The following is a 21,491-nucleotide window of genomic DNA, read 5'->3' on the forward strand; positions in this document are numbered from 1 at the left end:
CTACTCGCTCCTCAGGAGGATGGGAGCGGCCCAAAAGAGCGGGAGCGTCCGGATCGGGCTCACCGGTGGCATCGGCTCGGGCAAGAGCACGGTGGCCCGCCTCCTCGCGGAGCGCGGAGCGGCACACATCGACGCCGATCAGCTCGCCCGGGAGGTCGTCGAGCCGGGGCAGCCGGCCCTGGCCGAGATCGTCGAGGCCTTCGGCCCGGTGGTGGTGGACGCCGGCGGCCGGCTGCGCCGGGACGTCCTCGGGGCCCGGGTCTTCGCCGATCCGCAGGCCCGCGCCCGCCTCGAGGCCATCACCCACCCGCGGATCCGCGAGCTGGCGGCGGCGCGCATGCGCGAGGCGGAGGCCGCCGGCCACCGCCACATCGTCTACGAGGCGGCGCTCCTGGTGGAGGTCGGGCTGGCGGCGACCTTCGACCACCTGGTGGTGGTGAGCGCCGACGAGGCCACCCAGATCGAGAGGGTCATGGCCCGGGACGGCTGCAGCGAGGCCGAGGCTCGCGCCCGAATCGCGGCGCAGCTGCCCCTGGCCCAAAAGGTCGCGGTGGCCGATACCGTGGTGGACAACACCGGAACCCCCGAGGAGACTGCGCGCCAGGTCGACGCCCTCCTCGCCCGTCTGGAGACCCCATGAGCCCGACGACCAAGCCGAGCGCCAAGAAGACCACGAAAAGGACCACCAAGAGGGCGCCGAAGAAGCACGGCTCGACCCGCAAGCCGCGACGCGTCTACTTCGTCACCGGCTACCCCGGCTTCATCGGCAAGCGGCTGGTGACCGCGCTGGCCGAGCGGGAGGCCTCCGCCAAGATCTACGTCCTGGTCCAGGAGAAGTTCGAGAAGGACGCCAAGGCCTACGTCGCCCCCCTGGCACGCAAGCCGGGCGCCGCGGAGGTGGAGATCCTCGTCGGAGACATCGTCGACATGGATCTGGGGCTCTCGGGGGAGGAGTACAAGCGCCTGGTCGAGGAGGTCACCGACATCTTCCACCTGGCGGCGATCTACTACCTGGGCGTCCACAAGGAGCAGGCCCGCCGGGTGAACGTCGGCGGCACCCGGCGGATGCTCGAGGTCGCCCGCGAGATGAAGCGCCTTCGTCGCTTCAACCACATGTCGACGGCCTGGGTCTGCGGTGACCGCGAGGGCGTGATCCTCGAGGACGAGCTGCAGATGGGTCAGCGCCACCGCAACGCCTACGAGGAGACGAAGTACGAGGCCGAGGTGATCGTGCGGGACGCGATGAGCGAGCTGCCGATCACGATCTACCGGCCCAGCATCGTGGTGGGCGACTCGAAGACCGGCGAGATCGATCGCTTCGACGGCCCCTACTACCTGGGCATCCTCCTGGTGACCTCGCCGCTGGCGGTCCCCCTCCCCCTGCCCGGGAACGGCAACGCGCCGCTGAACCTGGTGCCGGTGGACTACGTCGTCGGCGCCATGCTCGTGGTCGGCGACGACCCCCGGGGGGAGGGCCAGACGCTGCACCTGGTCGACCCCAACCCCCTCTCCGGCCGCCGGATCTACGAGATGATCGCCGAGCTGGCGGGCAAGCGGCTGCCGAGGGTCACCCTCTCCTTCCGCCTCACCGACACCCTGATGCGCATCCCGGGCCTCGAGCGGCTGATCCGCCAGCAGCGGCAGGCCGTGCAGTACGTGAACCACCTGGTGATCTTCAACAACCACCAGGCCCTCGAGCTCCTGGACGGCACCGGCGTGCGCTGCCCGCCGATCTCCGCCTACCTGCCCCGCCTCGTGGACTACGTCCGCCAGTACTACCGGAGCCGCCCCTCCGGCGAGGCCGACGAGGTGGAGGATCCCCTCGACTAGGCGGAGGCGATGACCCGCTGCTCGAGGAGCTGGACCAGGATCCGGCAGGTGTCCATCCGGCTCATCCCCGAGAGGGCGAAGAGCTCCTCGTAGGTCACCTGCCCGTCGATCTGGGCGAGGACGAAGCCCGCCCGGTGGTCGAGGTTGAGCCACACCACCTCGTCGGGATCGATGAGCACCCGGGGGCAGCGCTCGATCGGGCCGAGCTTCGATTCCCACATCTGCAGGAGGGTCGACTCGCAGCGTTCCCGCAGCTCGATCGCCGTGACGTTCTCCGGGTTGATCAGGAGGACGCGCCCCACGATCTCGAGCGCTCCCGAGAAGTCGGCCAGGGCGATGAGCTCCTGGGCTCCCTCCATCAGGTGGGCCAGATCCTCCTCGGAGATCCCGCCCTCGTCGTCATCGTCGTCGTCCTCGACCGACGGATCCGGCGCCGCGGCGGCAGCCTCGTCGCTCTGGATCATCTTCAGGCCCGGGGCCGAGGGGTCCCCGGACTCGTTGATCAGCACCTCCCCCTCCCCCGCCGGGGAGTCCCACGAGCTGCCGTGCCAGGAGGCCGGCTCCTGCAGCCTCCACTCCGGCTCCTCGCCCTCCACCGGCGGCGCCGCCGGTGGGGGTGGGCCGGCCTGGAGTGACGGGTCCTCCCAGGGATCCCAGTCCTCCCCCCCGGAGGCCTGCCGGAGCGCGTCGTCGGAGAGCGGCTCCGAGGAGAAGACGTGGTCCCGCGGAGGCGCCGCCTCGACGGGAGGCGGCAGCGGTGCGGGCGGCGGGGGCGCGATCTCGACGGGGGGCGGCACCGGCTCGGGGACGGACTCGGGGACGCACTGGGCCCAGGCAGAGGCCAGCGCCGCCGGCGGATCGAGGGGTGCCGACGGCCCGGGGCCCGCGGGGGGGGACCCGGGCGCCGCGCCGACGGGTTGTCCCCAGGCATCGTCGATCGCCGCGGACCAGTCCCCCTCCAGCGCCGGACCGGAGTCCGGCGGCGGCACCGGGGTCGCCGGCTCTCCGAAGCCCCAGGGGCGGGCGCCGGCCGCCGCCAGCGGCGGCAGCTCGTCGGCCTCTCCCGGGAAGAGGCGGGTCAGGAGGGCCCGGGCCGGGATCGAGCCCGGATCGGCGTCGAGGATCGCTCGCAGCGCCTCCCGGGCGGAGGAGGCATCGCCGGCTGCGTGAGCGTCGTTGGCCTGGGAGAGGAGGCGCTGAAGCTCGGTGGGGTCCACGATCGTAGTTGCGAGCTAGCCGCCTCTCATCCGGCTCAGGACACCCTTGAAGAGGGTGACCGTGCGCTCCAGCGACTCCTTCGACTTCTCGATGGCAGGAAGGTCCCGCGCCTCCACCGCAGCCCGGGCCCGCTCGAGGGCGGCCCGCGCCTTCTTCACCGCGTCGGTACCGAAGTCGGTACCCCTCACCGCGTCCTCGACCTGCGGGAAGAGCCGCTCGATCTCACGAGCCAGGCGCTCCATGTCGGTCTTGCTCGCCTCGAAGCGCTCGTCCTCGCGCGCCTCGAGCATGAAGTCCGCGTTGCGATCGACGATGTCCCGCAGCTCGTCCTCACTGAGGCCGTGGGTCGCGGTCACGGTGATGGCCTGCTGCAGCCCCGTCTCCGAGTCCCGGGCCTTCACACTGACGATGCCGTCGGCCGAGATCTCGAAGGTGACGTCGATCTCCACCTCGCCGCGCGGCGCCGCGCGCAGGCCGGTGAGCATGAACTCGCCGAGGAGCTCGTTCTCCGCGGCCAGCTCGCTCTCGCCCTGCAGGACGAGGATCTTCACGTTGGTCTGTCCGTCGCTGACGGTGGTGAAGGTGTGGGTGGCGCTGGTGGGGACCGTGGTGTTCTTCGAGATGAGCACCTGGAAGTAGCCGCCGACGATCATGATGCCGAGGCTCATCGGCGTGACGTCGAGGAGGAGCATCTCGCTGGCGCCGGTGTCCTCGACCAGCAGGCTGCCCTGGATGGCCGCGCCGAGGGCCACCACCTCGTCGGGGTGGACGCCCTTGGAGGGATCCTTGCCGAAGATCTCCTTCACCCGCTTCTGGATGCGCGGCATCCGGGTCTGACCCCCGACGAGCAGCACCTCGTCGAGGTCCTCCTTGGAGAGGCCGGCCTCCTTGAGGGTGCGCTCACAGAGGACGAGGCTGCGCTCGATCAGGTCGTCGACCAGATCCTCGAGCTTCTCCCGGCTCAGCGAGCGCTGGAGGTGGAGGGCGTCGTCCTGGCCAGTGGAGTAGATGAAGGGGAGGTTGATCTCGGCGCTCGTGGCCGACGAGAGCTCGCACTTGGCCTTCTCGGCCACGTCCTTGAGCCGCTGCAGGGCCATCTTGTCCTTGCGCAGGTCGACCCGGTGCTCCTTGGCGAAGTTGAAGACCAGCCACTCGATGATCCGCTCGTCGAAGTCCTCGCCGCCCAGGAAGGAGTCTCCCGCGGTCGCCACGACGTCGAAGACCCCACCGGAGATCTGCAGGATCGAGATGTCGAAGGTGCCGCCCCCCATGTCGAAGACGGCGATCTTCCGCTCGAGCTCCTTGCCGAAGCCGTAGGCGAGCGCCGCGGCGGTGGGCTCGTTGATGATCCGGATGACCTCCAGGCCGGCGATCTTCCCCGCGTCCTTCGTCGCCTGACGCTGGGCGTCGTTGAAGTAGGCGGGGACCGTGACCACCGCCTTGTGCACCGAGTCCTCCATGGCGGCCTCGGCCACCCGGCGCATCTCGGTGAGGATCTGGGAGGAGATCTCGGGGATGGCGAGGATCTCGTCGCCGATCCGCACCCGGATGTCTCCGGTGGGCCCCTCCACCAGCACGTAGGGGACGGACTCGGCCGCCCGCACCCGCGCCTCGCTGTCCCACTTGCGGCCGATGAGGCGCTTGATGGCGTGGACCGTCCCCTCGGCGTTGGTCACGGCCTGCCGCTTGGCGATGTGCCCCACCACCCGCTTGCCGTTCTTGGCGACCGCGAACATCGAGGGGGTGGTCTTGTAGCCTCCCCGGTTGGCGAAGACCGTCGGCACACCGTCGACCACGGCTGCCACGCAGCTGTTGGTCGTCCCCAGATCGATGCCGATGATTCTCTCCATGCCTTCGGTCCTAGAAGAGGGTCCAGCGTAGCTTCTTCAGCGCTTCCTTGGCTTCGTCGGCGGTCTCGTCCAGATCCACCGCCTGCTCGAAGGCCTTCTTGGCCTTCGACTTCTCCCCGAGCTGGACCAGGACCCTCCCGTAGAGGGTCCAGCCCTCCACGGAGTGGCGGTCCAGATACGTCACCTTCTGGGCCATCCCCAGCACAGTATCCGGTTTGGCTCCTCTCGCCAGAAGAAAGCGGACGAGGGTGAGGAGGGTGTTCGAGCCTGCGGGGTCGGCCTTCACCGCCTCCCGCAGCAGCTCCTCGGCCTCCTGCAGGTTGCCCAGCGCCTCGGCCGAGCGCGCCCGGTCGAGGAGATCCTCCGCGCGGGTGGAGGCGGAGAGGGCGTCGGCCTCCTCCAGGAGAGCCTCCATGGCCTCGTTGCCGGGATCGTAGGTCAGGGCCAGGCGGTAGAGGTTGGCCGCCTGGCGCCAGTCCTCCTTGCTCGCGGCCTTCCGGGCCTCGTTGGCGAACTGCGTCGCCTTGCGCTTGCGCTCACCGAGCGGCGCCCGCTTGCGCAGGCGCTCGCGGCGCTCGACCTTGCGGCGCTCGTCGCGCAGCTTCTTCTCCTGCGCCTCCTCGAGCGCCTCGAGCTCCTCGAACGTGAGGGGGAACTCGGTCTTGCGGTCGTACTCGGCGCGGCGCTGAGCGTTCGAGAGGGTCTCGTAGGCGTCCCGGATGCGCTGCACCACCCGGTCGAGGCGCTCGGCGAAGGAGCCCATCTCCTTGCCGTAGAAGCGGTCGGGGTGGAGGCGCCGGACGAGGGCGAAGTAGGCCTTCTGGATCTCGTCCTTGGTCGCCGTGGGCCGGAGGCCCAGCACCTCGTAGTGGTGCCACTTCCCGGCCATGTCCTCCCGGTAGAGCAGCTCCTTCTTGATCTCCTCCGGGAGGTCGGTCGCCTCGGCCAGGGCGGCCCGGTCGAAGTCGTGGGCCTCCATCCCGCCGGCGCCGGCGACCTCGGAGGGACCGACGACGACGCCCCGCTCGATCAACCCTCGCAGGAGGACGACGGCCTTGGGCTCGGGGATCCCGCACACCGCGAGGAGGCTCTCCAGGGTGTCCCCCGGGCTGATCCGGGAGACGAGGAAGCCCTCCTCGGGAGAGAGCTTGAGCGTGGTGATGTCCACGCCCGGCTTGAGCTTCACCGGGTCCTTCTTGCGGCCCAGGCCCTCGATGGTTTCGCTCATGCGCTTGGACGACTCCCCCCACGAAACGACGTGTCGGGGAGACGATAGCAAAAGACCGGGGCTCAGAGTCGATCTGCGACGCGGGTCAGCCCCTCGAGGGCGGCTGCCTCTCCTTCGGCGCCGAGGGTCAGGGCGGGGGCCAGGCGGACGACGTCGGCCCCCAACGCGTTCACCAGGATCCCCTCCTCCAGGGCGGCGTCCCGGAAGGCCGTCGCCTTGCCCGGCACCTCCAGGCCCAGCCAGAGGCCAACGCCCCGGACGCCCTCGATCTTGCCGGTCGCGACCAGCCGGTCCTCGAGGCCGGCCCGCAGGCGCCGGGCCGTCTCCCGGCTCGCCTCCAGGACGCCCTCGTCCAGCAGGACCTCCAGGACCGTGAGGGCCGCCCGGGTGGCCAGGGCGTTGCCGCCGAAGGTGGAGGCGTGGGTGCCCGGCACGAAGGAGGCGGCCACCTCGGCCCGGGCCAGGAGCGCGCCGATGGGGAAGCCGCCGCCGAGGCTCTTGGCCGAGGTCAGGATGTCGGGGGTGATGCCCTCGTGCTCGTGAGCCCAGAGGGTGCCCGTCCGCCCGATCCCCGACTGCACCTCGTCCAGGATGAGCAGGGCGCCGACCGCCTCGGTGCGCTCCCGCAGGCGGCGCAGCCAGCCCGGGGGAGGGACGATCAACCCGCCCTCGCCCTGGATCGGCTCGACGATCACCGCCGCCGTCTGCTCGCCGATGCGCTCGAAGATCGCCTCCTCCCCGAAGGGGAGGTGCTCGAAGCCGCCCGGCAGGGGCTCGAAGCCCTCGTGGTACTTCGGCTGCCCGGTGGCCTTGAGCGCCCCCATGGTCCGGCCGTGGAAGCTCTTCTCGAAGGCGAGGATCTCCTGGCGCGGCGCGCCGCGATCGTGGTGGAAGCGGCGCGCGAGCTTCAGCGCCCCCTCGTTGGCCTCCGCCCCCGAGTTGCAGAAGAAGACCCGCTCGGCGAAGGAGGTCTCGCAGAGGCGCTTCGCCAGGAGGATGGCCGGCTCGTTCCAGTAGAGGTTCGACACGTGCCAGAGGGCCTCGGCCTGCGTCTTCAGGGCCGCGACCAGGCGCGGGTGGGCGTGCCCGATCACGTTGGTGGCGATGCCCTGGATCAGATCCAGGTAGCGTCGCCCCTCGTGATCGACGACCCAGTCGCCCTCCCCCTTCACCAGGACCAGGTCCGGCTGGCGGTAGTTGGGGAAGAAGGACGCCTGGCCGGCCTCGAGGAGCTCTCGCTGGGTGGTCATGCGGCAGGTTCTAGCCGCTTCGCACCACCGTGCCCACTCCCTGATCGGTGAGCAGCTCCAGGAGGACCGCGTGGGGTACCCGGCCGTCGATCATCGTGGCGGCGCCCACCCCGCTCTCCACCGCGTCCACGCAGCAGCGCAGCTTGGGGATCATGCCCCCGCTGACGAACTCGCTCTCCAGCAGCGCCCGGGCCCCGGCCAGGTCGAGGCGCCCCACCAGCAGCCCATCGCCGTCGAGGAGCCCGGCGACGTCGGTCAGCAAGAGGAGGCGCTCGGCCTTCAGCGCGACCGCCAGCGCCCCCGCGACCAGGTCGGCGTTGATGTTCAGCGCCCGGCCGTCCTCGCCCAGACCCACCGGCGCCACCACCGGGACGAAGCCCGACTGGTCGAGGGTCTCGAGGATCTCGCAGTCCACCGACTCGATCTCCCCCACCCGGCCCGGGTCGATGATCTCGGGCGGGCCCTCCTTCATCGGCACCTCGAGGGTGATCCGGGCTGCCTTGAGCAGGCCGCCGTCCTTCCCCGAGAGCCCCACCGCCCGCGCCCCCTGCTGCTGCAGGAGCGCGACGATCTCCTTGTTCACCAGCCCCGCGAGGACCATCTCGACCACGTCCATCGTCTCGTCGTCGGTGACCCGCATCCCCCCCACGAAGTGGGAGGCGATCCCCAGGCGATCGAGGAGGCTGCCGATCTGCGGTCCACCGCCGTGCACCACCACCACCTTCAGCCCGACGAGCTGCAGCAGGGTGAGGTCCTTGGCGAAGGAGGCCTTCAGCTCGTCGTCGATCATGGCGTTGCCGCCGTACTTCACGACGATGGTCTTGCCCCGATAGCGCTGCAGGTAGGGCAGCGCCTCGATGAGGACGGTGGCCTTCTCGTTACGCTCCATGGTCCCGCTACCTCACTGTACGTAGCCCAGCGAGCGGAGGCGCTCGACCTCCTCCGCGTCGAAGGAGGAGTCGAGGGGCTCGAGCTCGGCGGGTCCGGCGGCGGCGCGCGGCTCGCTCTCCTCGGCAACCTCGAGGGAGGGCAGGACGCTGACCCCCTCCCCGTCCTCGAGATCCTCCATGCCGAGGGCGTCGATGATGGTGGGCACGATGTCGTAGAGCGTGGCGCCGTGGATCTTGGCCCCCGCCTTCACGCCCGGCCCCCGCAGGGCGATGAAGCCCTCGATCCGGTGCTCCCCCTCGAAGGGGACCTGCGTGTTGAGCTCCCACTGGCCGGTGCGGGAGCCGAAGCCATGATCGCTGATCACCATGATCAGGGTGTCGTCGTCGACCTGATCGAGGAGCTCGCGGAGCATGTCGTCGACGATGGTGTAGTAGCGATCGATGACCTCGCCGTAGAGCTCCGAGAGGCGCCCCGCGTGGCCGGTGGGCAGGCCGGCGTCGGCGAGCTGCGCCTCGATCTGTTCGTTCGGCTGGGAGAAGAGCCAGAAGCGGTGCCCGAGGGAGTCGGCGCCCTCGACGAAGACCATCGTCAGGTCCGGCTGCTCGGTCTCCAGGAGCCCGAGCACCGTGTTGCGCATGGTGCGGGTGTGGGCGATGGACCAGCGAGCGGCCTCCCGGTAGCGGCGCAGCCGGGGATAGAGGGCCGCGAGGTCGTCGGGGGCGCGGGGCACCACCTTCTCGACCTCCGAGTCCTTCAGCGAGAAGGGCGAGACGATGTACTGCTTGATCTCGTCCCAGCGGGCCTCGGGGTAGACCTGCCGGTCCTCATCGGCGTAGAGGCCGCCCTTGATGGTGTGCTGCTTCTTCTGACCGAGGGCGACGTAGGGCGAGACCATCACCCCGTGCACCTCCTCGGCCGGCCAGGTCGAGAGCCACCCCACGACGCCGACCGTGAGCCCCGCGTCGGAGGCCAGGTTCCAGATCGCCGGCACCGCCCGCATGTTGCTGGTCACCAGGCGCCGCGGCTCGTCGCACCGGTCGGCGGGCCAGAGGCGGGAGCCGGTGACGAAGTCGTAGATGCCGTGCACCTCCCGGGGCCGCCCGGTGGCCAGGGTGGTCCAGAGGGCCGGTGAGCGGATCTCCCGCTCCGAGAAGAGGGTGCCGCTGGACCCCTCCTGCATGAGCTTCTGGAGGTTGGGCATCGCGCCGCGGGCGACGAGGCGCCTCACCTGCACGGGATCGAAGCCGTCGGTGCCCACGACGAGCACCTTGGTGGGGGGCGAGGCCGCCTTCGCGGGCCGCTCGGCGGGCGCCTCCGCCCTCGAGGCCGGGGCGGGAGCGGCGCCGGGGGTGGGCGCCGGGGCCGCCGCCGGGGCGGGCCGGTCGGCCTCGCAGCCCGCCGCGAGGAGGAGGAGAGCCAGGGCGAAGAGGGGCCCCCGGCGTGGTCCGGTCGTGCGCGCAACAACATCCATCGGCGGACCTTGATGGCACATCTGGACTGGCCTGTGAAGGCAAGTCCGCGAATTCATAGGATGTACTGGGAGAGATCCTGCTTCTCGACCACCGACTCCAGCTGCCGCTGGACGTAGGCGCGGTCGATGACGATCTTCTCTCCCGAGCGCTCGCTGGCCGAGAAGCTGGCCTCGTCCAGCAGGCGCTCCATGACCGTGTGCAGGCGCCGGGCGCCGATGTTCTCGCTCTGCGCGTTCACCTCGTCGGCCATCCGGGCGATCTCCCGGATCCCGTCCTCGGTGTACTCGACCTCGAGCCCCTCCGTCTCCAGGAGGGCCGAGTACTGCTTCACCAGGCTGCTCCGGGGCTCGGTGAGGATGCGGACGAAGTCCTCCTCGGTCAGGGAGTCGAGCTTCACCCGGATGGGGAAGCGGCCCTGCAGCTCGGGGATCAGGTCGCTGACCTTCGAGACGTGGAAGGCGCCGGCGGCGATGAAGAGGACGTGGTCGGTCTGCACCGGCCCGTACTTGGTGGTCACCGTGGAGCCCTCGATCACCGGCAGCAGATCGCGCTGCACGCCCTCGCGGCTCACGTCGGGACCGTGGCTGCCCTCGCGGCCGGCGACCTTGTCGATCTCGTCGAGGAAGATGATCCCGTCGTTCTCGGCCCGGCGCAGGGCCTCGCGCTTGACCTTCTCCTGGTCGACCATCCGGGAGGCGGCCTGCTTCTTCAGGAGCCCGCGGGCCTCGGCCACCGTGACCTTCCGCTTCTCCTTCCTGGCGCCGCCCCGGGCGCCCGGGAGGTTCGAGAAGAGGTCCTGGAGGTTCATCATCATCTCCTCCATGCCCTGCGCGCCGAAGACCTGCATGGTGGGCAGGGTGCCGCCGCCGTCGACCTCGATCTCGATCTCGCGATCGTCGAAGGCGCCGGCCCGCAGCTGCATGCGGAGCTTCTCCCGGGTCGTGTCCTCGGCCGGCGGCGCCTGCAGGTGGCTGATGTCCTGGCCGGAGGCGCCCAGGGGGATGGGCGCGTGGGCGTCCGGCCGCTCCTCGAAGCCGTGAGCTGGTTCCTCGCGCGGGCGATAGAGGGCGTCGAGGAGCAGCTCCTCGGCCTCCTCCTCGGCGCGCTGCCGGACCCGCTCCTCCTCCTCCTGGCGGACGAGGTTCACCGCCGCCTCGACCAGGTCGCGGACCATCGACTCGACGTCCCGCCCCACGTAGCCGACCTCGGTGAACTTGGAGGCCTCGATCTTGATGAAGGGCGCCCCCGCCAGCCGGGCCAGCCGCCGGGCGATCTCGGTCTTGCCGACCCCGGTGGGCCCCATGAGGATGATGTTCTTGGGCGTGACCTCCTCCCGCAGCTCCTCGCGGATGCGGGCCCGGCGCCAGCGGTTGCGCAGGGCGATGGCGACCGCGCGCTTGGCGGCCTTCTGGCCGACGACGTGCCGATCGAGCTCGGAGACGATCTCCCGGGGGGTGAAGGAGAGGCTCATGGCAGGATCTCCAGGGAGAGGGAGGTGTTGGTGTAGATGCAGATCTCGGCGGCGATCTCCATGGCCCGGCGGGCGATGGTCTCGGCGTCCCGATCGGTGTCGAGCAGGGCGCGGGCCGCCGCCAGGGCGTAGGGACCACCGGAGCCCACCGCGGTGACGTCGCCGTCGGGCTCGATCACGTCGCCGTTGCCCGAGATGAGCAGGATCCGCTCCTCGTCGGCGACCAGGAGCATGGCCTCGAGGCGCCGCAGCATCCGGTCGGTACGCCAGTCCTTGGCCAGCTCGACCGCCGCCCGGGTGAGGTTGCCCGAGTAGGCCTCCAGCTTCCCCTCGAACTTCTCGAAGAGGGTGAAGGCGTCCGCGGTGGCCCCGGCGAAGCCGGCCAGCACCCGCTCCCCGTGGAGCCGCCGCACCTTGCGGGCGCTCGCCTTCACCACCGTGTTGCCCAGGGTGACCTGGCCGTCCCCGGCCAGCACCGTCTTTCCGTCCTTGCGCAGGGCGAGGATGGTCGTGCCGTGCATCGTCTGCTCGCTCATGCGCCCCAAGGTGCACACGAAGCCGGCAGACGCAAGCGCGTGCCCCGGATCCCGCCCGGGGGCGGCCGGATCAGGCCTTGGGGTGGGCCTTGTCGTAGACCGCCGCGAGCTGCTCCACCGAGACGTGGGTGTAGCGCTGGGTGGTCGAGAGCGAGCTGTGGCCCAGGAGCTCCTGGATGGCCCGCAGGTCCGCCCCGCCGCCCAGCAGGTGGGTGGCGAAGCTGTGGCGCAGGGCGTGGGGGGAGAGGTTGTGGCGCAGCGCCACGATCCGCACCTGCCGGTCCAGCCGGCGGGCCACCGAGCGGGGCGTGAGGCGCTCCCCGTAGCGGTTGAGGAAGACGGCCCGCTGGGTCCGCGGGGGCTTCAGCTCGCGGCGCCGGTCCAGCCAGCGATCGAGGGCGAGGACGGCCTTGCTGCCCAGGGGCACCATCCGCTCCTTGCCGCCCTTCCCCAGCACCCGGACGGTGCGGCTGTCGAGGTCGAGGTCCAGCAGGTCGAGGGAGGTCAGCTCCGAGACCCGCAGCCCGGCCCCGTAGAGGGTCTCCAGGATCGCCTTGTCCCGCACCCCCAGGAGGGCGTCGTCGTCCGGGCTCTCCACCAGGGCGATGACGTCGTCCACCGGGAGGGCGCGGGGCAGGCGGCGGCGCTGCTTGGGGGTGGCCAGGAGCACCGCCGGGTTCTGTTCGACCACGCCGACCTCGGCGAGCCAGCGGAAGAAGGAGCGCATGGACGCCAGCTTGCGCATCAGGGTCGCCGCCGAGGCCCGGGCGTGGCGCTGGGCGAGGAAGCCGCGCAGCACCTCGAGATCGATCGCGCGCCAGGTCTCGCCGTCGTCGCCCGGGAGGGCCTTGCCCCGGGACTCCAGCCACTCGTGGAGCTGGACCAGATCGGAGCGGTAGGCCCGGGCGGTCTGGACGGACTGCCCGCGGATGGCGATCAGCTCGTCGATGAAGGCTTCCACCCAGCGCACGGGACCCATGATAGCGGCCCCCGATCCTGGCGCCAGAAAATGTCCTACCCCGTCGCCTGCTGGCGACCTGGACCTACATCCTGGCCTATGCTCGGGCGCGGCCATGCCCCGCCGACCGACGACCTCTCCCTTCGCCCTGCACCAGACCTTCGTGGATCTGCTGCGGGCGGCCTCCCACATCGCGGTACCGGTGGTGGCCCTGGTGGTCCTCACCGTCGGCGGCGCCCTGGGCTACCACCTCCTGCTGGACCTGGGCCCCCTCGACGCCCTCTACCAGTCGGTGACCACCCTCTCGACCGTCGGCTTCAGCGAGCTGGTCCCCTTCACCGACGACGCCAAGATCTTCACCATCGCGCTGGTGATCCTGGGGGTGGGCACCGTCTTCTATACCCTCACCCTGGTGGTCGCGACGGTGATCGAGGGTGAGCTTCGAACCCGCTTCCGGAGTCGGATCATGCAGCGAAAGATCGAGAGCCTCGACCGGCACTACGTCCTCTGCGGCTACGGCCGGGTGGGGGTCGAGGTCGCCCGCGGCCTCGCCGAGCGCGGAGAGGCCTTCGTGGTCGTCGATCAGGATCCCGGTGCCGTGCAGCGCTCCCGGGAGCAGGGCTACCTCACGGTCGAGGGCTCGATCACCGAGGAGGAGATCCTGCGGGAGGCCGGCACCCACCGGGCCAAGAGCCTGATCGCCACCGCCAACTCCGATGCGGTGAACACCTACGTGGCGCTGACGGCCAAGCACCTGCAGCCCGAGATCTTCGTGGTCGCCCGCTCGGAGATCCCCGGCAGCGACCAGAAGCTGCGGCTGGCCGGCGCCGATCAGGTGATCTCGCCCCACGCCCTCTCCGGGCGCCGGATGATGCTCTCGGCGGTCCAGCCCCTGATGACCGACTTCATGGACACCCTCTCCGCCGGCCGCTTCGGCGAGCTGGTCCTGGCCGAGTTCAACGTGACGGCCGGGTCGCCCCTCAACGGCAGCGCCCTCTCGCAGGCCTTCACCCACGCCCCCTCCGTGCGGGTGCTGGGCATCCGGCGCACCGACGGGGAGATCATCGTGGGCCCCAAGGGCAGCCACGTCCTGGGTGAGGGGGACATGGTCATCCTCCTGGCCGACGAGGACCAGATCGCCCGCCTCCACGCGATCGACTGACGCCGGCCTCTCGAGGCGCGCCAAGTCCGCGAAAAATTTGAATCCGGGGTGTGATCCGGGCGTCCCCGGGTTAGGTTCCCCGCCATGCGCACGACCGATCGACTCGCCTCCTACACCCTCACCTCCTCCCTCGTCCTCCTCGGCCTGCTGGTGCTCCTGGCCCCGCCGGCCCGGGCCGCCGACGCGAAGGAGACCGAGGCGGTCGCCGGGGCTGCCGCCGAGGCCGCGCCGGAGAAGCCGGCCATCGTGCTCAACCCGACCCCCCCGCCCCCGGATCTCGACTGGAAGAAGGGCAAGGGCACGTACCTGGCCGACAGCCTCCCCCTCCTCGAGGCCTTCGAGCCGGCGGAGATCGGCCCCCACCCGGTCATCCTCATCCTGGTCGACGCGCTTCGCCCCGACCACCTGAGCTTCCACGGCTACCCGCGGGAGACCAGCCCCAACCTCGACGCCTTCGCGCGGGACGGCCTCTCCTTCGACCGCTTCTACGTGGCGGCCCCCTGGACCCGGCCCTCGACCACCTCGATCCTCACCGGGCTGACCCCGACCCGCCACCGCACCCAGTGCGAGGGGATCCGGCTCTCGCCGGCCTTCGAGACCCTCCCCGAGGCGCTGAACAAGCTGGGCTACAAGACCGCCGGCGTGGTGGGCAACGGCAACGGCGCGGGCATCGCCGGCCTCGACCAGGGCTTCAAGCACTACCAGGACACCAAGTTCTTCAAGGGCCTGCCCACCGCCGATATGGTCTTCGACGAGGTCGGCGCCTGGCTCGACGCGAACAAGAAGCTGAAGAAGAGCTTCATGTTCACCTTCGTGGTCGATCCCCACGACCCCTACCACGGCCCCTCCCCCGAGGCGGAGGCGCGCTGGCTCTGGGAGGGTCACCCCGAGATCCTCCGCGTGCCGCGCTGGGAGTACCCGAAGGGCAAGGACCCCACCCCCGACCAGCGGCGGGCGATGATCGCCGTCTACGACTCGGCGGTGCGCTACACCGACGAGGCCCTCGGCCGCCTCTTCGCCCGCCTGAAGAAGAACGGGCTCTGGGACCGGGCCACGATCATCGTCACCGCCGACCACGGCGACGGCTTCGGCGAGCACCGCTTCTACAAGCACGCCCACCACTTCTGGGAGGAGGTCGTCCGGGTGCCGATGATCATCCGCTCCCCCAAGATCCCCGCCGCCTCCCGGGGCCGGCGGGTGGACACCCTCGCCTCCTCGGTCGACATCTGGCCGACCATCGTCCAGATCGCCGGCGGCAAGCCCGACGCCTACGCCCGGCCCGGGGCGAGCCTCTTCGACGTCGCCGCCGGCAAGATCGATCCGGCGAGCCGCCGCATCTTCAGCGAGTACAACTGCTTCGGCATCTCGCGGCAGATGATGGTGGCCGGCAAGTACAAGGTGGTGCTCCAGCAGCCCGCCGACGAGGAGGAGTTCATGCGGACCGTGACCCGCAAGGACCTCCTGCCCTCCGTCATCTTCGATCGCGAGGAGCTGCAGGCCTGGGACCTCGAGGCCGATCCCCTCGAGGAGAAGAACCTGGTGCCCGGCACCGATCCCGCGAAGGCCCCGCCCGAGATCAAGGCCCTGCTCCAGGAGATGCGGAAGTACATCGAGACCCAGCCGGGAGGCCCGGCGATGCAGGCCGGGGAGATGGACGAGGCGACCGAGGCGAACCTCCGGGCGCTGGGCTACATCCAGTAGGGGTCGCGTTTCGTGCTCGCGGCTGCGAGCTGCGAGCTATCATCTATCAGCTGTCAGCTTCTGGTAGACGGTCTCGCAGGCCCGAGCCACGTTCTCCCAGGTGTTCGCCCGGGTGAAGCGTTCGGCGGCTTCCTGGAGCGCCTGGCGCCGCCCGGGGTCCTCGATCACTCCGAGCACCGCCTCTGCGAGCGCCTCCGGCGACGCACCACCGGCGACGACCCCCGCCTCCTCTCCGAGGCCCGCGGCGGCCGCGAGGGTCGTGACGACGGGGACGCCGAGGCCGATGGCGTTGAGGATCTTCAGGGGCAGCCCGCCGGGCTCCGTACGGGGGACGAGGAGCAGGCCCGCGGCGACGATCCAGCGGGCGGCGGCGGCGGCGTCGGGGGCCTCGACCACCCGCACCGCTCCCTCCTTCAGCCCACCCTCCTGCACGACCCGCTCCCGCGCCTCCGGGGGATCGTGGGAGACGATGAGCAGCCGCAACCCCGGGCGCTCCTCTCCGAGCCAGCGGACCGTCGCGAAGAGGCGGGGGAGGTCCTGGTAGGGATCGAGGTTGCCGGCGTAGGCCACCCAGGGTCCCGCCCCCAAGCTTCGGGCCAGCGCTGCCCGGTCCAGCCCCGGCGCCTGCTCGGCGGCCGGGCTGATCCCCGGAGGCAGCACCTCCCCCACGAAGTCCGCGCGATCCTCGGGTGCCCGCAGGCGCAGGCAGGCGTCGGAGGCGGCCGGCAGGCGCCGGTCGAAGAGCAGACCGGCCAGGGGCGCGAGCGGCCCGAGCAGGCGGGCGCGGCCGGCGCCGGCCCAGCTCTCCAGCTCGGCCTCGAGGTTCCCGTGCACCTGGTGCACCACCGGGATGCCGAGGGCCCGCCCCGCGAGCAGCGCCGCCAGCCCGCCCTCGTGGTTGTGGCCGTGGAGCACCTCCATCCGGCGGGTCGCGGGGTCCGAGAGCAGCCTGCCGAGCAGGGCGAGGTCGTTCACCGGCCGGGCCAGGCCCGGGCTGGAGCGCAGCGCGGAGGGCACCCCCGGCAGGGGCGGGCTCCGGTGGAGGGTGACCCGCGGGGGGACCTCACCGTCGAGGCGGCCGGCATAGCAGAAGAGGTGCACCTCGTGGCCGAGGGCGGCCTGCGCCCGCATCAGCTCGAAGAGGTAGCCCTGGGTGCCCCGCAGCGCCGGGAAGGGCGAGGCCAGGACGTGGCCGACGCGCGTCACTCGAAGTACCCCATCGCCGCGAGCCGCTCGCGGACCCGCGCCGCCTGCTCCGGCGTGTAGGGGGTCTCGCTCACCGGCCGGGGCGGGGCGGCCACGAGGCCGAGGGCCTCGCGCAGCAGTCCGGCGCCGTCGGCGATGGGCAGGGCGGCGGGGAGGGAGGCGAGGCGGGCCTCGAAGGCCGGGCCGGCGAGGGCGAGGATCCCCTCCCGGCGGTGGACCCCCAGGGGCGCCCTCCCCTTCCCGCCCAGGCGCGCCGCCCCGGAGAGGCGGCTGACCACGGGCCCGGGGCCGGCGGCGCCCAGCGCGGTGAGGCGGTAGCCCCGGTGCCGGCCCAGCTCCAGGGTCAGATCCGGCGCCTCCTCGGCGGCCCGCCCCCGGTGCAGCTCCCGGCGCGGCAGCACCGCCTCCACCAGGGGCTCCCCGGTCTCGGGGTGCCGCAGCCCGAGCAGGTGCGCGCTGATGGCCCGCTCGAGCACCTCGGCGTCCTCGGGCCGGACGGTGCCCAGGGGCTCGCGGCCCCGGAGGTTGAAGCGCACCGAGGGGGCGTAGGTGAGGGACTCGGAGAAGGCCGCCGAGCGGGAGATCTCCACCGCTCCCAGGCGCCGCCCGGTCTCCAGGCGCGAGGGCCAGTCCGTGTGCCGGCCCAGGCTCCGGAAGAGCTGCTCCTTGAGGCGGCCCGGCAGGTGGCGCAGGGCCGCGGCCTGCAGCGCCTCCCGGCCCCGTCGCCCGAGGCCGGCGGCGCCGCGAGGGGGCGAGCGCAGCGCGGTGAAGCCACCGGCGGCCAGCGCCCGGTTGGGGTGGAAGACCTCGTCGGAGGAGGACTCCATGCCGTGATCGCTGACCAGGATCACCGAGGTCCCCTCCCCCGAGAGCGCCAGCATCCGGGCCAGCCCCGCGTCCGCCTGCCGGTGGATCCGCTCCACCGCCTCGGCCTCTCGCGGCGTGACCCGCGCGGGCCGGCGCGGGGCGTGGGGATCGGCGAAGGCCAGGAAGTGGTGGCCCACCGTGTCGGTCTCGCCGAGGTGGATGGCGAAGAGGTCCCAGGGCTCCTCGGCGAGGAGGACCTCGGCGTAGCGCAGCTTGGTCCGGAGGCCCCGCTCCAGGGCGAGGAGCGCCCGCTCGTGCCAGCCCGGCCCGACGGAGAGCTCGTCGATCTCGGCGAAGGGCCAGGGCCCGAGCGCGCGGCGCAGGGCGGCGTGCCGTGCGGCGGGCCAGGCGGCGTCGGCCGGCGCCCGCAGCGCGACCGGCGCGTCGAAGCCCGCCAGGAGGAAGCCGCCCGGCAGGCGGGGCGGAGGGTAGGTGCCGGGGAAGCCCAGCGCGCAGACCCGCGCGCCGGCCTCGGCGGCCTCCTCCAGGACCGTCCGCACCCGCGGGCGGCCGCTGTGGAAGCGCGGCGCGTAGCCGCCCGGCTGCCAGCGCATGAAGTCGAGGACGCCGTGCTCCGAAGGGGGCAGCCCGGTGAAGAAGGAGGCCCAGGCGGGGAAGGTCACCGGCGGCCGGGTGCTCTCGAGCACGGCGCGCCCGCCCCGCGCGAGGAGCCCGGCCAGCGCCGGCAGCTTCCCGGCCTCGAGGAGGGGATCGATGATCGCCCAGTCGGCGCCATCGAGCCCCACGAGGAGCACGCGCGCCCCCATCTCCGATGCCCGCGCGGCCCTACTGCACGTAGCCGAGGGCCCGCAGGTCCTCCTCGAGGGCGGCGTCGACCTCCACGGCCTCGCCGCTCTTCTTCTTCGGCGGCGGGCGGCCGGCGAGGTGCCCCTCGAGCACCGACTGCAGCTCGGCGACGCGGGGATCGTCTGCGGCCAGCGGGCGCGCCTCGCCCGGATCGGCGGCGAGATCGTAGACGGCCAGCGCGGGGAGCCCGTTGGGGTTGCCCTCGTTCGCCTTCACCAGCTTCAGGCCGTCCCAGTAGAGGCCGGTGAGGACCGCGCCGTCGTGATCCTCCTCCATGAGCACCGGCCGCGGCTCCGGCGGGGTCTCGGCCAGGAGCGGCACGCCGTCCATCTCGGGCGGCAGCGCCACGCCGGCCAGCGCGAGCAGGGTCGGCGTCACGTCGATCTGCGCGGCGGGATCGCGGCGGGTCGTGCCCCCCTGCTCTCCCCCGGCCAGGCGCACGAGGAGGGGCACCCGCACCTGCTCCTCGAAGAGGGTGCGCCCGTGCCAGAAGCCTCCGTGGTCGGCGAACTCCTCCCCGTGATCGGCGGTCATCGCCACGACGGTGGTCTCGAGGAGGCCGCGCTCCTCCAGGCCCTTCATCAGGTCCCCGAAGGCGGCGTCCCAGTAGGTGACCTCGCCCTGGTAGAGCCCCCGCAGGTAGGGCGCCTGGGAGATCTCGGGCTCCGGAGTCCGCACCCGGGCCACGCCCTTCCCGTTCCAGGGCCGCTCCACGTAGGGGTCGTGGGGATCCATGTAGTGGACCCAGAGGAAGAAGGGGCCGTCGCCCAGCTCGTCGACCAGCGCCAGCGCGTCCCGGGTGATCGTCGGGCCCTCACCGTAGAAGCGCTCGACGACCAGCGCGTCGGAGAGCCTCTCCTGGATCAGGCGGGCGACGTTGATGACCGAGAGGCGCTGGGCGGCGCCCTCTGCGCCCAGGGGTCGCGAGGGGGCGTGGTAACGGTAGGCCGAGAAGCCCCGCTCGAAGCCGAAGTCCGGGGCGAGGTTCACGTTGGTGACCGAGGCCGCGGTGGCGTAGCCAGCCTTCCGGAAGGCCTCGGCCAGGTTGGGCCCCTCGCTCGGCAGCGGATCGACCTTGTGCTGGACGCCGTGGCGCCCGGGCTGCTGGCCGGTGAGCAGGGTCGAGACGGCGGGCCGGGTCCAGGCGGCGTTGGCGTAGAAGTTCTCGAAGCGGACGGCCTCGGCGGCGAAGGCATCGAGGTGGGGCGTCGCCCCCTCGGGGCCGCCCCAGGGGCCGGTGCTGTCCGCCCGCAGGGTGTCGGTCACGACCAGCACGACGTTCGGCCGCACCTTGCTCGCCTGGCCCTCGGCGTCGCTGGCCGCGGCGGGGCTGCCGGCGAGGAGGGCACGCCCGAGGAGGAAGAGGCCCACGAAGAAGACCAGGGAGGCCAGGCCCAGGGGCAGCCGGCGGGTCAGGGAGCGCACGGCGAGGGCCACCCCGAGGGCCAGGAGGGTGCCGCCGAGCAGGGCGAGCAGGGCCGCCACCGGCAGGGAGAGCCCGCCATCCCGGCTGATCCGGAAGGTGCCCAGGACCGTGAAGCCCAGGTCCGCGGCCAGGAAGGCAGAGAGGGCCCCCACCCCGCCGCGCGCGGCGAGGAAGGCGAGCAGGCGCCGCTGGGTGAGGACGCCCAGGAGGGGCAGGAGCACCATCCCCAGGCCCACGCCGGCGACCGCACCGAGGATGCCGTGCAGCCCCGCCGCGAAGACCGAGAGGCCCGCGCCCTCGGCGGCGGAGAGCCCGCCGCTCGCGATCATGGCCAGGGCCTCACCGGTGCCCGCCAGGGCGAGCCCGATGGCGCCGCCCGCGAGGGCCTCTCCGAGCGGCCGCAGCCGCTCCCGAACGCTCTTCTTCTCCACGGCTCCCTCGCTCAACTCTCGCCCCCGGCCGCCAGCGCCGGCTCGGGTTCGGAGAGGACCTCGTCGGTGGTCGTCGCGCCCTCGGCCTCCTCGGGGAAGATGTCGATGGCCCGCACGCCGGCCGAGAGCTCCTCGATCTGCGGGGCGTAGTCCCGGCCCCGGGTGACGAAGACCAGCCCGCCCAGCAGCGAGAAGGCCTCTCCCCCGATGAAGCCGAGGGTGCCCAGGAGGGCGGCCTGCTCCACCGGCACGCCGATCCGGGAGAGGAGGAAGACGAAGGCGCCCTCCCGCACCCCGAAGCCCGAGAAGGAGACCGGCACCAGGGTGGCGACGATCATCAGGGGCGCCACGAAGAGGATCTCCGAGGCCTTGATGTCGGCCCCCACCGCCTCGGCGGTGAAGAGGTACATGCTGGCGGTGCAGAGGTGCACCAGCACCCCGTAGAAGGTGGCGATGCCCAGCACCTTGCGCTGGTGCGCGAAGCGGCCGGCCGCCTCGGCGGCCTTGCCGATCTTGTCGCGCAGCCCGAAGAACCTCGGGACGAACCAGCGGTTGAGGGCCTCCACCGCGCCCGGCTTCACCAGGAGGAAGAAGGCCAGCCCCACCGGCACGAAGAAGACGCCGAAGAGGGAGACGAGGCCCTCGGTGGGCACGAAGCGCTGGCCGCCCGGGAGGGTGACGAGCACCAGCAGGCCCAGGGCGAAGAGGCCGATGACCTTCTCGACCAGGATGACCGCGATGCTGCGGGCGGGGGCCTTGGCGTGGCGGGCGATGTCGTAGGCGCGGTAGCCGTCGAGGCCGATGGTGCTGGGCACGACGATGCCGATGAAGCGCCCGACCAGGAAGGAGCCGATGAGGTGCCGCAGGGGCACCTCGAGATCCTGCCCCCGCAGGAGCCAGCGCCAACGAAGGATGGCCGAGAAGATCCCGGTCCCCTTCACCAGCATGACCGGAACGAGCCAGAGCAGGTTGGCCGCCGCCCAGGTGGCCTCGAGCTTGTCGAGGTCCAGCTTGCGGGCGAGCAGCACCAGGATGCCGATGGAGAGCGCGAGCTTGAGCCCGCTGAACGCCACCTTACGCAGCCTGCTTCCCTTTGTTGCTTTCATGGCAGCCATGCTAAGAGCGTATCGCTAAATGTTCGGTGATCCCCTGTCAAGCAATCACCGGATCCGACCCACCATTCCCGG

At 71.8% G+C, this 21,491-nt stretch carries 17 protein-coding genes; 4 read left to right on the forward strand and 13 right to left on the reverse strand.

The window, feature by feature from the left end:
* Positions 1-19: 19 nt before the first annotated feature.
* Entirely contained in the window at positions 20-640 is a 621-nt protein-coding gene (gene coaE / locus P1V51_18700) for a dephospho-CoA kinase (protein ID MDF1565074.1), read from the forward strand.
* Positions 637-1,830, forward strand: a complete 1,194-nt coding sequence (locus P1V51_18705; GenBank protein ID MDF1565075.1) for an SDR family oxidoreductase — start codon at positions 637-639, stop codon at positions 1,828-1,830. The genes coaE and P1V51_18705 overlap by 4 nt, the downstream gene beginning before the upstream one ends.
* Here the strand turns inward: P1V51_18705 and P1V51_18710 are convergent.
* The 9 genes from P1V51_18710 to xerC all read right to left on the reverse strand — a co-directional run bounded on the left by P1V51_18710 (position 1,827) and on the right by xerC (position 12,716).
* Entirely contained in the window at positions 1,827-3,047 is a 1,221-nt protein-coding gene (locus P1V51_18710) for a hypothetical protein (GenBank protein ID MDF1565076.1), read from the reverse strand. The two genes, P1V51_18705 and P1V51_18710, sit on opposite strands and share 4 nt — an antisense overlap.
* A gap of 15 nt (positions 3,048-3,062) precedes the next feature.
* Positions 3,063-4,898, reverse strand: coding sequence for a molecular chaperone DnaK (gene dnaK / locus P1V51_18715; GenBank protein ID MDF1565077.1), 1,836 nt, complete (start codon positions 4,896-4,898; stop codon positions 3,063-3,065).
* A gap of 10 nt (positions 4,899-4,908) precedes the next feature.
* On the reverse strand, positions 4,909-6,126 hold the full coding sequence (locus P1V51_18720; GenBank protein MDF1565078.1) for a DnaJ domain-containing protein: 1,218 nt from the start codon (positions 6,124-6,126) through the stop codon (positions 4,909-4,911).
* Between the two features lie 62 nt (positions 6,127-6,188).
* Positions 6,189-7,376 carry an aspartate aminotransferase family protein gene (locus P1V51_18725; GenBank protein ID MDF1565079.1) on the reverse strand — a complete coding sequence of 396 codons (1,188 nt, stop codon included), beginning with the start codon at positions 7,374-7,376 and terminating at the stop codon, positions 6,189-6,191.
* 10 nt (positions 7,377-7,386) lie between these two features.
* Positions 7,387-8,265 carry an acetylglutamate kinase gene (gene argB / locus P1V51_18730; GenBank protein MDF1565080.1) on the reverse strand — a complete coding sequence of 293 codons (879 nt, stop codon included), beginning with the start codon at positions 8,263-8,265 and terminating at the stop codon, positions 7,387-7,389.
* A gap of 12 nt (positions 8,266-8,277) precedes the next feature.
* A complete protein-coding gene (locus tag P1V51_18735) occupies positions 8,278-9,738 on the reverse strand; it encodes an alkaline phosphatase family protein (protein ID MDF1565081.1) in 1,461 nt (486 codons plus the stop codon).
* Between the two features lie 53 nt (positions 9,739-9,791).
* A complete protein-coding gene (hslU, locus tag P1V51_18740; protein ID MDF1565082.1) occupies positions 9,792-11,210 on the reverse strand; it encodes an ATP-dependent protease ATPase subunit HslU in 1,419 nt (472 codons plus the stop codon).
* Positions 11,207-11,746, reverse strand: coding sequence for an ATP-dependent protease subunit HslV (hslV, locus tag P1V51_18745; GenBank protein ID MDF1565083.1), 540 nt, complete (start codon positions 11,744-11,746; stop codon positions 11,207-11,209). Before hslV ends, hslU begins: the two co-directional genes overlap by 4 nt.
* 70 nt (positions 11,747-11,816) lie before the next feature.
* Positions 11,817-12,716, reverse strand: a complete 900-nt coding sequence (gene xerC, locus P1V51_18750; GenBank protein MDF1565084.1) for a tyrosine recombinase XerC — start codon at positions 12,714-12,716, stop codon at positions 11,817-11,819.
* A 103-nt stretch (positions 12,717-12,819) separates the two neighbouring features.
* Here xerC and P1V51_18755 point away from each other — a divergent pair, with 103 nt between their 5' ends.
* Positions 12,820-13,866 (forward strand): potassium channel protein, encoded by a 1,047-nt coding sequence (locus P1V51_18755; protein ID MDF1565085.1) that lies wholly within the window; start codon positions 12,820-12,822, stop codon positions 13,864-13,866.
* An 84-nt stretch (positions 13,867-13,950) separates the two neighbouring features.
* Positions 13,951-15,567 carry a sulfatase gene (locus P1V51_18760; GenBank protein MDF1565086.1) on the forward strand — a complete coding sequence of 539 codons (1,617 nt, stop codon included), beginning with the start codon at positions 13,951-13,953 and terminating at the stop codon, positions 15,565-15,567.
* A 39-nt stretch (positions 15,568-15,606) separates the two neighbouring features.
* Here the strand turns inward: P1V51_18760 and P1V51_18765 are convergent, their stop codons facing one another.
* From P1V51_18765 to P1V51_18780, 4 genes are read right to left on the reverse strand one after another with little or no spacing between them, the layout of a single operon-like run.
* Positions 15,607-16,773, reverse strand: a complete 1,167-nt coding sequence (locus tag P1V51_18765; protein ID MDF1565087.1) for a glycosyltransferase family 4 protein — start codon at positions 16,771-16,773, stop codon at positions 15,607-15,609.
* The gene (locus P1V51_18770; protein MDF1565088.1) at positions 16,770-18,395 is read right to left on the reverse strand and encodes an alkaline phosphatase family protein; all 1,626 of its coding nucleotides are present in this window, start codon (positions 18,393-18,395) and stop codon (positions 16,770-16,772) included. Before P1V51_18770 ends, P1V51_18765 begins: the two co-directional genes overlap by 4 nt.
* 31 nt (positions 18,396-18,426) lie before the next feature.
* Entirely contained in the window at positions 18,427-20,304 is a 1,878-nt protein-coding gene (locus P1V51_18775) for a sulfatase (GenBank protein ID MDF1565089.1), read from the reverse strand.
* 11 nt (positions 20,305-20,315) lie between these two features.
* Positions 20,316-21,377: a lysylphosphatidylglycerol synthase transmembrane domain-containing protein gene (locus tag P1V51_18780; GenBank protein MDF1565090.1), complete on the reverse strand. Its 1,062-nt coding sequence runs from the start codon at positions 21,375-21,377 to the stop codon at positions 20,316-20,318.
* Positions 21,378-21,491: the final 114 nt, after the last annotated feature.

This window comes from Deltaproteobacteria bacterium (genome assembly GCA_029210625.1).
In the GTDB taxonomy this organism is placed as follows: Bacteria; Myxococcota; Myxococcia; order SLRQ01; family SLRQ01; genus JARGFU01.

Coding starts and splice junctions, on each gene's coding strand:
- P1V51_18735 (MDF1565081.1), bottom strand. CDS start 9,738: ATGGATGTTGTTGCGCGCACGACCGGACCACGCCGGGGGCCCCTCTTC.
- P1V51_18720 (MDF1565078.1), bottom strand. CDS start 6,126: ATGAGCGAAACCATCGAGGGCCTGGGCCGCAAGAAGGACCCGGTGAAG.
- hslV (MDF1565083.1), bottom strand. CDS start 11,746: ATGAGCGAGCAGACGATGCACGGCACGACCATCCTCGCCCTGCGCAAG.
- argB (MDF1565080.1), bottom strand. CDS start 8,265: ATGGAGCGTAACGAGAAGGCCACCGTCCTCATCGAGGCGCTGCCCTAC.
- coaE (MDF1565074.1), top strand. CDS start 20: ATGGGAGCGGCCCAAAAGAGCGGGAGCGTCCGGATCGGGCTCACCGGT.
- hslU (MDF1565082.1), bottom strand. CDS start 11,210: ATGAGCCTCTCCTTCACCCCCCGGGAGATCGTCTCCGAGCTCGATCGG.
- P1V51_18705 (MDF1565075.1), top strand. CDS start 637: ATGAGCCCGACGACCAAGCCGAGCGCCAAGAAGACCACGAAAAGGACC.
- dnaK (MDF1565077.1), bottom strand. CDS start 4,898: ATGGAGAGAATCATCGGCATCGATCTGGGGACGACCAACAGCTGCGTG.
- P1V51_18755 (MDF1565085.1), top strand. CDS start 12,820: ATGCCCCGCCGACCGACGACCTCTCCCTTCGCCCTGCACCAGACCTTC.
- P1V51_18725 (MDF1565079.1), bottom strand. CDS start 7,376: ATGACCACCCAGCGAGAGCTCCTCGAGGCCGGCCAGGCGTCCTTCTTC.
- P1V51_18760 (MDF1565086.1), top strand. CDS start 13,951: ATGCGCACGACCGATCGACTCGCCTCCTACACCCTCACCTCCTCCCTC.